This window comes from Evansella vedderi, from assembly GCF_030813435.1.
Lineage (GTDB): Bacteria > Bacillota > Bacilli > Bacillales > Salisediminibacteriaceae > Evansella > Evansella vedderi.
The window spans coordinates 46,653-60,212 of sequence record NZ_JAUSUG010000019.1 but is presented as its reverse complement, the minus strand read 5'-3'; the positions used below and the strand labels follow the sequence as shown (position 1 = coordinate 60,212).

Annotated in this window: 12 protein-coding genes; all 12 read left to right on the top strand. The window is 37.1% G+C overall.

What is annotated here, in order from left to right:
- Window positions 1-154 precede the first annotated feature (154 nt).
- The 12 genes from J2S74_RS20265 (at window position 155) to larE (ending at window position 13,517) form a co-directional block, all read left to right on the top strand.
- Window positions 155-1,495 (top strand): ABC transporter substrate-binding protein, encoded by a 1,341-nt coding sequence (locus tag J2S74_RS20265; protein ID WP_307329341.1) that lies wholly within the window; start codon window positions 155-157, stop codon window positions 1,493-1,495.
- A 102-nt stretch (window positions 1,496-1,597) separates the two neighbouring features.
- Window positions 1,598-2,536 carry a carbohydrate ABC transporter permease gene (locus tag J2S74_RS20260; protein ID WP_307329338.1) on the top strand — a complete coding sequence of 313 codons (939 nt, stop codon included), beginning with the start codon at window positions 1,598-1,600 and terminating at the stop codon, window positions 2,534-2,536.
- A 26-nt stretch (window positions 2,537-2,562) separates the two neighbouring features.
- The gene (locus J2S74_RS20255) at window positions 2,563-3,381 is read left to right on the top strand and encodes a carbohydrate ABC transporter permease (protein WP_307329336.1); all 819 of its coding nucleotides are present in this window, start codon (window positions 2,563-2,565) and stop codon (window positions 3,379-3,381) included.
- Window positions 3,382-3,804: 423 nt separating this feature from the next.
- On the top strand, window positions 3,805-4,437 hold the full coding sequence (locus J2S74_RS20250; protein WP_307329333.1) for a YesL family protein: 633 nt from the start codon (window positions 3,805-3,807) through the stop codon (window positions 4,435-4,437).
- A 218-nt stretch (window positions 4,438-4,655) separates the two neighbouring features.
- Complete coding sequence (locus J2S74_RS20245; protein ID WP_307329330.1) at window positions 4,656-5,849, top strand: MFS transporter; 1,194 nt, start codon at window positions 4,656-4,658, stop codon at window positions 5,847-5,849.
- Between the two features lie 247 nt (window positions 5,850-6,096).
- Window positions 6,097-7,257, top strand: a complete 1,161-nt coding sequence (locus J2S74_RS20240) for a Gfo/Idh/MocA family protein (RefSeq protein ID WP_307329327.1) — start codon at window positions 6,097-6,099, stop codon at window positions 7,255-7,257.
- Between the two features lie 67 nt (window positions 7,258-7,324).
- On the top strand, window positions 7,325-8,335 hold the full coding sequence (locus J2S74_RS20235) for a Gfo/Idh/MocA family protein (protein ID WP_307329325.1): 1,011 nt from the start codon (window positions 7,325-7,327) through the stop codon (window positions 8,333-8,335).
- Entirely contained in the window at window positions 8,332-9,192 is an 861-nt protein-coding gene (locus J2S74_RS20230) for a sugar phosphate isomerase/epimerase family protein (RefSeq protein ID WP_307329322.1), read from the top strand. The genes J2S74_RS20235 and J2S74_RS20230 overlap by 4 nt, the downstream gene beginning before the upstream one ends.
- A 41-nt stretch (window positions 9,193-9,233) precedes the next feature.
- Complete coding sequence (locus tag J2S74_RS20225; protein ID WP_307329319.1) at window positions 9,234-10,313, top strand: Gfo/Idh/MocA family protein; 1,080 nt, start codon at window positions 9,234-9,236, stop codon at window positions 10,311-10,313.
- A gap of 289 nt (window positions 10,314-10,602) precedes the next feature.
- Window positions 10,603-11,871: a nickel pincer cofactor-dependent isomerase, group 22 gene (locus J2S74_RS20220; protein ID WP_307329316.1), complete on the top strand. Its 1,269-nt coding sequence runs from the start codon at window positions 10,603-10,605 to the stop codon at window positions 11,869-11,871.
- 18 nt (window positions 11,872-11,889) lie between these two features.
- Complete coding sequence (locus J2S74_RS20215; protein WP_307329314.1) at window positions 11,890-12,660, top strand: SDR family oxidoreductase; 771 nt, start codon at window positions 11,890-11,892, stop codon at window positions 12,658-12,660.
- 56 nt (window positions 12,661-12,716) lie between these two features.
- Window positions 12,717-13,517 (top strand): ATP-dependent sacrificial sulfur transferase LarE, encoded by an 801-nt coding sequence (gene larE, locus J2S74_RS20210; RefSeq protein WP_307329311.1) that lies wholly within the window; start codon window positions 12,717-12,719, stop codon window positions 13,515-13,517.
- Window positions 13,518-13,560 lie beyond the last annotated feature (43 nt).

Genomic DNA, 13,560 nt, shown 5'->3' with positions numbered 1-13,560 from the left:
TTAAAAACAGAAAAAATATAAAAAATCCCTTCCTGGATAAATAGTCATAATAGTTTCATTTGACATCAAAATAGTGTTATGTAAGCGTTTACTATAATTGCTAAAATAAAAGAGAAATAAATATTCAGACTATTAAAAAAACAGGAGGGGTCATATGAAAAAGAAACTTGTTTTGCTATTGTTATTTGTCGGATTTATAGCGTTACTAGCAGCTTGCGGTAACAATGGGGCAAGTGATGCAAGCAATGAAGGAGACTCTAATGCAGGGGAAGGTAATAAAGATCCTGTCACCATTAATCTCCACCATTGGTACAATGAAGAACAAGATAATTGGCATGCAGTAATTGAAGCTTTTGAGGAAGAGCATCCCCATATAAAAGTAAATACAATCACAACAGGTAACAATAATTCACAGGAGAATAGAGAGCAAGTAGACATTACGGCTGCTTCTGGTGGGAAGCTAGATGTGATTATGCTTTCCAATGAGGCTGATTTAAACCAACGAGTGGCCTATGGTATGTTTGAGCCACTTAATGATTATATCGAAAAAGTAGGGCTCAACATGGAAGAGACATTTCTCGTTGATCAAAGTATAGACGGTGTTTATTATTCCCTTCCTGCCAAATACTCAATGATGTTTGTCATGTTGAACAAAGATGCTCTTGATGAGGCTGGGTTGGATATCCCGAAAGAGTGGACATGGGATGAATTTATGGAATATGCAGCTGCATTAACACAAGGGGAAGGATCTAATAAACGTTATGGAACCTATTTTGAGTGGTGGCCTTTTTATCGAACGCTTGCTCTAACTAATCATGAGGATGCAGGATATGTGAAACCGGATGGAAAAACATCGAATATGGATCATCCTATGTTTAGGAAGTCATTAGAAATTCGTGAGCGTGGAGAGCAAGAAGGATGGGCAACGCCACACGCAGATGTTATTGGTGCAGGTCTTAATTATCGTACAGAGTATTTTAATCAAAGAGCCGCCATGCTTGTTACAGGTAGTTTTATGGTTGCTGAAGCCGGCGGTGTACCAGGTAGTCCGTCTGAATTCACAACAGCCTTTGCCCCTATCCCTACATCGGTAAAGGGTGACCCTATAACATCAGGCGGAGGCGTAGAAACGATAAGTATCTATTCTGGTTCAGAACATAAAGATGAAGCTTTCGAGTTTATTTACTGGTATACGACAAAAGGGATTCACCTTCAAGGGAAATATATTCCAGCCACTGCTGGAACGGATTATAAAGATATAGTTCAACGATTATTAGAAGATTCGCCAGCACCAGAAAAAGTAGATATTGACTCTCTTGTTCATACCCTTGAAGTAACCAATGTTATGAGACCTTTAATTGTACCATATCAACCAGAGCTAGATAGTGTTGTTCAAAATTTAACGGATGAGTTTTTACTTGGGTCAGAAGATATGGATACAACGATAGAAAAAGTCCATCAGCGTGTGCAACAGGTTATTGATGAGAATAATTAAAAGTTAGTTTGTTGAGAAGATAAATATAAAAAATTAAATGGGTGCGCATTTTCTCGCATCCATTTAATTTCTAATAATTTGATAAAAGTTGGGAGTGATACCATGGCTGGAAAAGTAGAAATAGGAGAAACGTCTACGGTTGTTAAGAAAAGACCTAAAATGAAAGACAAAACAAAGGAAACATGGGCTGGAATTCTATTTGTTTCTCCTTTAATCATCGGAACAAGTATTTTAGTTATTATTCCTATATTCATGGCACTTATTGTTAGTTTTACAGATTATGTGTTTATAAGGGGTATGGGGGAGATGACCTTTACGGGGCTTAAGAACTATACCCGAATGCTGACAGATGCTCAATTTATAAAGTCACTTGTAAATAATCTTATATTATTATGTGCCATCCCCGTGTCCATGGGTATTGCTCTATTATTAGCTACGATAATTAATAAATATGTATACTTTAAATCATTGTTTCGAGTGATCTATTTTATGCCTTTTATCTCGAGTATTGTTGCGATTGCAGTTGTATTTCAATTATTGTTTCATCCTTCCTTTGGCCCTATTAATGAGTTTTTAATGTGGTTGGGGATTTCTGATCCGCCACGCTGGTTAGCAGACACAAGATGGGCATTGGCAACAATAATTATTATTCAAATCTGGACCGGTTTAGGGTTTAATTTAATTATTTATTTAGCAGCATTACAAAATATTCCTAAAGAGTTATACGAAGCAGCGGATATGGATGGGGCAAATTTCTGGGGTAAATTCCGCCGTATTACCGTTCCTATGATTACCCCAACATCCTTCTTTCTATTTATGATGGGTATCATTGGAAGTTTTAAGTCCTTTGAGTTAATCGTTGTTTTAACAGGGGGAGGGCCTAATTATGCCACTTCTACTCTTGTCTATTATATTTATGAGCGGGCATTTCTAAACTTAAACTCCGCTTATGCAGCAGCCCTATCCATTTTTCTCTTATTGTTCTTGTTAGTGCTGACAATTATTAACTGGTATGGACAAAAAAAATGGGTACATTACTAGATTAAAAGAAGGGAGGCAACAATAAGATGAAATGGAACATATATAAATTAATAACAACAATGTTTATGATTGTAGGAGGAATTATTTTCCTTATTCCGTTCATTTGGATGCTATCAGCGTCCTTGAAACCTGAAGCAGAAGTATTTTCGTACCCAATACAATGGATTCCAAGTGTCTTTATGTGGGAAAATTATACGGCTGTTTGGACAGGAGAATTCCTATTAGCGTATTGGAATTCCATTAAAGTTACCGTTATTACAACGGTAATAGCAGTCACCTTTTCCTCAATGGCTGCTTATGGTTTTTCGAAAATTCAATTTAAAGGTCGGGATATTCTTTTCCTATTAATATTAGCTACGTTTATGATACCAGCACAAGCTATATTAGTTCCTCAGTTTATTATCTATCAATATTTAAATTTATTTGACACACATATGGGTTTAATTCTATTAAATAGCTTTAGTGTATTTGGAACTTTTTTATTAAGACAATTTTATATAAGTATACCTGATGATTATATCCATTCTGCAAAAATTGATGGAGCAGGACATTTCACCATATTTACAAGAATTATTACTCCTATGGTGTTACCGGGTATAGCTACTTATGCTATTTTAGTTTTTATATTTACTTGGAATGATTACCAAGGGCCGCTTATTTTCTTAAGATCTGATCATTTATCAACCATTCAAATATACATTGCTAAATTTGCATCGGAGAGCGGCATTATGTACAGTTTGACAATGGCTGGAACTGTTTCGGCAATTTTCCCTCTGATTTTGGCATTTATTTTAGGTCAGAGATATGTCATTGAAGGAATGGCGAGCAGTGGTGTAAAAGGATAATACTTACGGAGATATACTTCGCTTTCCGCGGGCGGCTGGTGAGTCTCCTCGCAAATTACGTCGTTGCCTATGTCCTGTGTCTGCGATTACTCGACGCAAACTACTCGAGGAAGCGTCTCAGGTCCTCGTTGTGGGCAACGGCGTAATGTTGCCATCCTGGCTCCCACTGTGGGGCCTCACCTTTGCCTTTGCTCCCGCAGGAACGAGCGTTACTTCACTGCTAATGCTTCGAGTTGTCTCGACAGATATGCTTCGAAGCATTAGCTTTTAGAGGAAGAGACAGTAGCTTGTATATTTCCTCCCCTAAGGTAGTGCATTTTTCGTATTTCCAGTTCAATACATTAGCATGTCCCAGCCTCTTACCTTATCTGTATTGGAATATTTTATAGAACTTATAAAGAAACGAAGAAACGAGGTAATAAAATGCAATTAGGCGGATTAGCAGGAGGAATTTATAAAGTATGCGAATGGATAATGAGACTGGCGTATGTCAATTTACTGTGGATCTTATTTTCTGTCATAGGATTGATTGTTTTTGGATTCATGCCAGCTACAATCGCTTTATATACCGTAATAAGGAAATGGATGATGAAAGAAATGTCAATCCCTGTATTTAGAACGTTTTTTTCGGCATATAAGAAAAACTTTATACATGGAAACATTATCGGGCTATTTGCTATGATTATCGGCTACGTTTTGTACATTAATTTCCAATTTATTAGCTTTATTAATGAATGGAATTTCGCTTATTTATTGCTTACAAGCAGTCAAATATTTATTGCAATACTTTATTTAATTTTGCTCTTATATCTTATCCCCGTATTCGTACATTACGAATTATCACTCCTCCAACAATTCAAATATGCAATTTTACTAGGATTAACAAATCTACATATAACAATTTCGATGGTTCTAATACTGATTTTAGTGTATTTCGTGTTTAACTTAATTCCAGGATTGTTGTTTTTCTTCGGTATCAGCTTAGGGGCTTATTTCATAATGGTGTTGACTTTAAGGGTATTTAATAAAATCAGTGCAAATGAAGCAAAAACATAAAATGAAAGCACTTACAGTCAATTTTACGTTATATTTAAACCATTTGAGGTAATGCATTATAAATCTAACCTATATAAGATGAATTATAGGGGGAAAAGAGGAGGTTCGTTTTCCATCCTTGGATAAGTATTTACTACATTTTCTCACGTTCATTAGTTTGAGTTAAAAAATATACCTAAATAAGTAACTAGTGAAACAGTGTGACAGGAGTTTGAGAGATGAATAAAAGACTAATAAAGGCAGCGATTCTTTCCGTTTCTCTGATAACTGTTATGGCGGGGGCTGCAGTATCCCCTGCTCTAGGGAACATTGCCCTAGCTTTTCCGGATTCAAGTGAAACAACAGTAAAATTAATCCTATCACTACCGTCAATAATGATCATACCGTTTATATTTGTCTCTAGTTATCTTACCAGTAGATATACAAAGAAACATATTCTTTACGTGGGTATGATTTTTTATTTGATTGGGGGAATAGGTGGTGGACTCGTTTCAACGATGGAATTGCTTTTGTTTTTCCGAGCGATACTAGGGATTGGTGTAGGATTGATCATGCCCATTGCCACCTCACTTGTTGCTGACTTTTTTGATGGAGAAGAAAGAACCGCGACAATGGGACTGGTAAGTGCTGCAAACAACCTAGGTGGGGTTGTTTTGTTCATAATGTCAGGAATACTGGCTTCTATAAGTTGGAGAGCCACCTTTGGCGTATACATTCTAGTAATTGTAGCAATGATCATTGTATTTCTATATTTGCCTCAGGTACAGGAAAGCCAGAATAAACGCGATGGAGTAAAAGCACGATTACCGAAAAAAATATATTTATATGGTGCAGGGATGTTGTTTATTATTTTGGCGTTCTTTTCCATTCCTTCGAATATGGCTTTTTTTATGCTGCAGGAAGGAATTGGGGATTCAAGGAATGCTGGAATTGTTATCTCTATTAGTACAATGGCAGGTTTTGTAGCGGGGGTTCTCTTAAAACGTACTACCGCATTTTTAAAGAGTTATTATATGGTGACAAATATTTTCCTCCTTTCAATAGGTTTTTTTATTATCGGCATGTCGAATCATGTTGTTATGATAGGCATCGGTGTTGGAGTTATGGGATTTGGTGTTGGAGGAATTATACCTACCGTGTTTGATCAAGTTTCACGACAAGTACCTAGAACACAAACGGTTCAGGCAATGGCGGTTGTGACAAGTATGCTGTTCTTAGGTCAGTTTTTATCACCAATTATTTTAGACAGTATTGGGATTTTATTTGCAAATCCAACAGTTAGATTTATTTACCAGTTCCTTGCAATTAGTACATTTCTTGTCGTAATTGGCTTTTTAATTATTTCTTTAAAAAATAGGAAAACGGTGGCTAAAGAAGTTGTAATAGAGCAGAAAAAACAAGTAATTGGATAAAAAAACAAACGAAAGTCTTAAAATATTACTTTTCAAAAAGCACTTACAGACAATTTTGGTGAAAATATAAGTATTTTTAGATAATGAAATTAAGCCTTTTTATATGTAAGATAAAAGTGAAATAGCACTACACTATATTTAAATGAAAAATAGCGTCTGTTTATTTTAGTAACATTGGAAGCGGTTAAATTTTTCTTTTTAGGAAATTCAATAAACGACGCTGGTGATAATTTAAGGAGGGTAATTCATGAAAAAAGTTAGATTAGGTATTATCGGTCTAGGTGCACAAGGCAGTGCGTATGCTGGTTTTATTTCAGAAGGAAAAGTTAAAAACATGGAAATTGGTGCCATTTGTGATATTGATCCAGAAAAGAAGGCGACAGCTAGCGAAAAATATCCAGATGTTCCCTTTTACGAGAACTATATTGACATGTTAGAAAGCGGAGATGTGGATGCAGTTGTAACATGTGTTCCTCACTATCTGCACCCAGAAATGGGGATCGAAGCATTAAAAAGGGATGTTCATGCTTTAGTGGAAAAACCAGCTGGTGTTTACACAAAGCAAGTAAAAGAGTTAAATGCGTTTGCAGCAACGAAACCAGAATTGACATTTGGAATTTTCTTTAACCAAAGAACAAATGAGTTATATCGAAAAGTAAAAGAAATCATTGATAACGGAGAAATTGGTGCCATCCGTCGTACCAACTGGATTATAACTACATGGTGGAGACCACAAGGGTACTATAACCAAAGTGCTTGGAGAGCAACATGGGAAGGAGAAGGTGGAGGTGTTCTTGTAAACCAAGCTCCACATCAACTCGACCTCCTTCAATGGATTTGCGGTATGCCTAAGAAGGTATATTCTAACGTAAAATACGGCTATCAACGAGACATTCCAGTTGAGGATGAAGTAACAACCATTCTTGACTATGGAAATGGCGCAACAGGTGTATTTATAACATGTACACACGATGTAATGGGAACAGATCGTTTTGAGATTCTTGGGGATAAAGGAAAAATTGTTGTAGATGATAGTAAGAAAGTTAATATTAAACGTTTGAAGCAGCCGGAATCTGAGATGAGTGCAACGATGAGTATGCAAGACGTGATGAAAATATTTATGGGTAGTGGTCCTGGCGAAATTTATGATGAGGAAGTTTTAGAGTTTGAAAGTGTTTGGGGTGGACAGCACATTGCTGTACTGGAAAACTTCGCTGCAAATATAGTAGATGGTACCCCGCTTATTGCACCAGGTAGTGATGGAATTCATGGAGTGCACTTGGCAAACGCCATTCATTTGTCTAGCTGGTTAGGAAAAGAAGTGGAGCTGCCAATTGATGAAGATCTTTACCTTGCTGAATTAAACAAAAAAATAGAAGAAGAAAAAGGTAGTCTAGTTAATAAATAAGGAAAGATGGAAACGAACTCATTTGCCGATCAGGCTAATGAGTTCGTTCTCAAAAAGGGGGAGTCTTATGCTGAATGTAGCTGTTATAGGACTTGGCGATATTTCGAAGATACACATACCAGCTATTCAAAATAACCCAAATGCCAAATTAGTTGCCGTATGTGATACGGACTTATCGTTAGAAGGTACTGTTGAAGGGGCAGCTTTTTATACTGATTATCATGATATGTTAGAGAAAGAATCATTAGATTGCGTTCATATTTGTTTGCCCCATTATCTCCATTACCGAGCAACGAAGGCTTGTGTTGAAAAAGGAGTACATGTATTTTTAGAAAAACCGTTAGCTCGAAATGCCGAAGAGGGAATGGCTTTAGTCGACTTGGAAGAGCAACATAAAGACGTAAAAATATGTGTTTGTTTACAAAATAGATTTAATGAAACGGTAGAAAAGCTGCTAGAGTTAGTTGCAAGTGGAGAGTTTGGTGAGGTTACAGGTGTCAAAGGATTAGTTACTTGGCACCGTCCGAAATCCTATTACGATGTAAAGCCATGGCGTGGGTTAATGAAATATGCCGGCGGAGGAGTAATGATCAATCAATCGATTCACACATTAGACTTAATGCAATTAATTGGCGGAGAAATTAAGTCTATTAGAGGGTCTATTGAAAATTTGGTTGATTACGGGTATGAAGTAGAAGACACAGCGATTGCTCATATTAAATATTCCAATGGTGCTACAGGGTTGTTTTTTGCAACAACTACGAATGCAGCAAACTCCTCAGTAGAATTTCAAGTTCTTTTAGAAAAAGGGAAATTGACCATAAAAGACAGTGTTTTAACAAAGGCCTTAGCTGACGGGAAAAAAGAAGAAATAATAGAAGATGCTAAATTACCTGGAGCAAAGTTCTACTATGGTGCTAGTCACGCAAAGTTGATTAATCATTTTTATGGTTGTATTGAAGAGAGTTCTAATGACTATATCCATGCAAGGGATGCTCAAAAATCAATGGAAATGATCAGTGCCATTCGTAGATCGTCAGAAATTAAAAAAGAAATTAAGATGGAGGTATATCAATGACACAAGGTAAAATTGGCGTTCAAATGATGATGCTTAAAAAGAAAGTGGAAGAGCTCGGTGTTTATGAAGTGATGAAGCAATTAAGTGAACTAGGGTACAGTGCAGTCGAAGTTTCCCAAATTCCGATGACAGAAGAAAATGTAGCTGAGCTTAAAAGGGCTAGTGAAGATTTTAATATCACGATAGCAGCAATGTCTGCTCCAGTTGAACCGATGCTTCCTGGAATGAAAGCAGAAAACTTAACAGATGATTTCGATAAGATCGTGAACGACTGTAAAACACTCAACTGCAACTATTTGCGTATTGGAATGCTTCCATTAAACATTATGGGCGATAAAGACCAAATCATGGCATTTATTGATAGAGCGGAAGCACTAGCAGAACGTTTAGCCGAACACGATATTGAACTCTATTATCATACTCACCATATTGAATTTCAAAAGTATGATGGGGAGTACTTATTAGACCTTATGAAAAATAATACGAAGAAATTAGGTTTTGAATTAGATGTTCATTGGATTCAAAGAGCCGGTGAAAATCCAATTGAGATGATTAAACAATATAAAAGTCGTATTTCCCTATTACATTTAAAAGATTACCGAATCGGAAAGTTAGATATAAAAGAAGATGATTTAAAAGACATGAAAGCTTTCTTTGGTAAATTTACGAACCTTATTGAATTTGCTGAACTTGGTGAAGGTAACCTAGATCTAAAAGGAATTATCGATGCTGGGCTTGAAAGTGGTGTAGAGTATTTCTTGATCGAGCAAGATGATACGTATGGGAAAGATCCTTTTGATTGTTTAAAAATATCAGGAGATCACTTAAGGAATTTAGGCTACGGGGATTGGTTTTAATATAGTAATATTCGAACAGTATGCAAGGAGTGGGTTTGTTTATGAGTAGTAAAGATGGTATGAATTATGCACCGAAGGGAAAGCCGAATCCTGTAGTAAAGGAAGGGGAATTTCCATTTGCAGCAGTTGCCCTTGACCATGGGCATATATATGGAATGTGCAACGGTTTAGTGGAAGCGGGGGCGACACTAAAATGGGTGTATGATCCCGACGAAAAAAAAGTGGAAGACTTCATTAAGACATTTCCTGGTGTTCAAAAAGCGGAATCACTAGATCAAATCCTAGATGACGAATCTATAAAGTTAATTGCTGCAGCAGCAATTCCATCGGAACGTGGGCCCCTTGGTGTAAAAGTGATGAAAGCTGGTAAAGATTATTTTACGGATAAGACACCTTTTACAACGATGGCTCAGCTGGAAGAAGCAAAACAGGTTGTGGAAGAAACTGGACAAAAGTATATGGTGTATTTTAGTGAACGTTTGCATGTGGAGGGAGCTGTTTTTGCCGGGGACCTTATTAAAGAAGGAGCAATTGGTCGTGTTATTCAAGTCACGGGATTTGGACCACACCGTCTAAATGCACCAAGCCGTCCTGATTGGTTTTTTAATAAAGAACAATACGGTGGTATCCTTTGTGATATTGGGAGTCACCAAATAGAACAATTCTTATATTATGCAGGATGTGCCGATGCGGAGATCTTACACAGTAAAGTAGCAAATTACAATAATCCAGATTATCCAGAGTTAGAAGACTACGGAGATGCCACCTTACGAGGTGACAATGGTGCTACACAGTATTTTCGTGTAGATTGGTTTACCCCAGATGGATTACGTACATGGGGAGATGGACGTACATTTATTATTGGAACAGAAGGAACAATTGAAATCCGTAAATATATAGATGTTGCAAGAGAAGCTACTGGCGATCATTTATTCTTAGTGAATAAAGATGGAGAGAAACATTATGAGTTATCTGGAAAAGTAGGTTTTCCGTTTTTTGGACAACTCATATTAGATTGTATTCACCGTACGGAGAATGCGATGACACAGGCTCATGCATTTAAAGCCGCTGAGTTATGTTTAAGAGCGCAAGAACAAGCAATTGTAGTATCACAAAGATAAATAAATGAACTGTTCCATACTTAATAAATAGTAAGTAGAGGGACAGTTCTTTTCCAATTTAAACCAAATAACACCCTCCATTTTGAATAGTTTCATTAAATGTTCTATTTGACATAGGGTATCTAGAATGATATCCTTAAATCATTAATTTGTTTATTAAACAAATTAATGTAGATGTTTTAGCTTATGTAATTTTGTTAAACAGGATTTTAAAGGGTATTATAATGAATGGATAATAACTAAGATTTAAATATTTAGTAAAAAAATAGAAAGGTTGTGAGCTTAACCTGTGGGTATTATTCAAGAATTATTAAAGGATATCCCTGTCCCAAGGATGGCAAAAGTGAAGCAGAAATTTGATAGTGGAAAGATTGATGACTTGGGTGCTTCTTTATTAGAAGAATTAAATGTGGAGAAGATTAAGAATACTGTGAAACCAGGGATGGAAATTGCTATTGCTGTTGGCAGTAGAGGGATGGACAGACTTGTTGAAATGACCGCTGTCACCGTAAAATTTTTGCAGGACTTAGGAGCAAAGCCTTTTATTGTTCCCTGTATGGGAAGCCACGGTGGTGCAACGGATGAAGGACAGAAAGCAGTATTGGAGCATCTTGGTGTGACGGAAGAGAGCGTTAATGCCGAAATCCGTTCTTCTATGGAAGTTATTAAAGTGGGTGAATTGGAAAACGGATTGCCAGTATATGTTGACAAAATTTCATCCAAAGCAGATGGAATTGTTATTATTAACAGAGTGAAACCGCATACAGCATTCCGTGGTCCTGTGGAAAGCGGCATTATGAAGATGATCAGTATCGGTTTGGGGAAACAAAAAGGGGCAGAGGCTTGTCATCAATTAGGGTTTAAACATATGGCTGAGCATGTTCCAGCGATGGCTAAAATAACGATGGAAAAAATGCCTATCCTTTTCGCTGTAGCATCTGTAGAAAACGCTTTTGATAAGGTAGCAAAGATCCAAGCCTTAATACCAGAAGAGATTGAAGAGAAGGAAATGGAGCTTCAGAAATTGGCGAAAGAGCTTTTGCCGAAAATCTACTTCGATAAAATTGATGTCCTAGTTATTGATGAAATAGGTAAAAACATAAGTGGGGATGGAATGGATCCAAACATTACGGGCCGTTATCCTACACCATATGCCTATGGCGGTCCTGATGTAACAAAAATGGTAGTCCTCGACCTAACGGAAGAAACGGAAGGAAATGCAAACGGAGTAGGTACTGCAGATTTCACAACGCAGCGCCTCGTAGATAAAATGGATCGTGATAAAACTTACGCAAATGGGTTAACTTCTACCGTTGTTGGGCCAACTCATATTGCCACAACACTGCCAAACGATTTACAAGCTATCCAAGCGGCAATTAAAACATGTAATATTTTAGATTTTACAAAAGTAAAGATGGTTCGTATTAAAAACACATTAGAAATTAGTGAAATAGAAGTTTCAGAAGTATTACTGGATGAAGCAAAATCAAATAGCAATCTAGAAATTAGTTCTGATCTATATGAAATACCTTTTGATCAAGAAGGAAATTTAAAATAAACAAAGGGGAGAATAAGGATGGGAAACTTATTTGATTTAACGGGAAAAACGGCGGTTGCAATTGGTGGAAATAGTGTATTAGGAGCTTCTATTGCTAAAGGCCTAGCAGCACAAGGGGCGAAGATTGCTATCGTAGGCCGAAATATGGAAAAAGCGGAAGCTGTAACAAAAGAAATTATTGAAAATGGCGGTGAGGCAAAATCCTTTCAAGGTGATGTTAGCTCCCGTGAATCTATTGAAAAGCTGGCGAGTGAAATTGAAGCATGGTCTGGTGGATGGGATATCCTTTTAAACGCACCTGGAAAAAATAGTGCTACTCCGTTCTTTGAATTGGAAATGGAAGAATGGGATGATATTATGGATGTGAATTTAAAAGGTTTAGTATTTACGATTCAAACCTTTGCTAAGCGGATGGTGGAGCAAGAAAGAAAGGGAAGTATAATTAATATTTCCTCCGTTTCTTCCACGACACCGTTGTCAAAAGTATTTACTTATTCTGCATCAAAAGCTGGAGTTAACAGTGTCACTCAATTTTTGGCAAAGGAATTTGCCCCATATGGGATTCGCGTAAATGCCATTATTCCTGGTTTCTTTCCAGCGGAACAAAACCGTAAGATCTTAAGTAAGGACCGTATTGAATCCATTATGAATCACACACCAATGAATCGTTTTGGTGAGCCTGAAGAGCTCCAAGGAGCAGCCGTTTATTTAGCATCAGACAAAGCTTCAGGATTTGTTACTGGTACCTTTCTTCGTGTAGACGGTGGATTTGGAAGTATGACCATATAGAAACAGCATATAGATAGAAGTGAATGAAAAAATTTCACGGAGAGAGGAGATCAGACATGGTCAAGGAGAAGTATGATAAATTAACGTCGATTCTCCGGGAAATGGAACAGGTAGTGGTAGCTTTTTCAGGAGGGGTGGACAGTACATTTTTACTCAAAGCTGCAGTTGATACATTAGGTTATGAGAACGTATTAGCAGTAACAGCAGACTCCGAAACTTATCCTACCACTGAATTAGAGGAAGCAAAGGAACTGGCTCGTTTGATTGGTGTTGAACATCAAGTGGTGGAAACGTCAGAGTTGGCCATTCCAGGTTATACGGATAATGATAAGAACCGTTGTTATTTTTGTAAAAACAGCTTATTTGAGCATCTAATTCCAATCATGGAAGAAAAGGGATTTCAAAATGTTGTCTATGGTGTCATTGCCGATGACTTAAGCGAATATCGTCCTGGTATGAAAGCAGCAAAGGAAAAAGGTGTCCGCGGACCGTTGCAGGAAGCCAACTTGTTTAAGGAAGAAATTAGAGAGCTTTCCAAGGAAAGAAATTTGCCAACGTGGGATAAACCATCTTTTGCCTGTTTATCCTCCCGTATAGCTTATGGGGAGAAAATTACCCAAGAGAAGTTAACGAAAGTAGAAAAGTCAGAAGCTTACTTAAAGTCTTTGGGTATTCGTCAGGTAAGGGTAAGAACACACAATGACATTGCTAGAATTGAAGTGGAGCCGAAGGATATGGGTGTTGTTTTAAACACCCACGACCAAATTTCAAAAACACTTCAATCCTATGGTTACAAATATATAACACTAGATTTAATGGGCTACAAGAGCGGCAGCATGAATAAAGTATTATCTTAAAAGTCTAGAACGTGACGAAAAAACGATCTAATAAAATGATAAT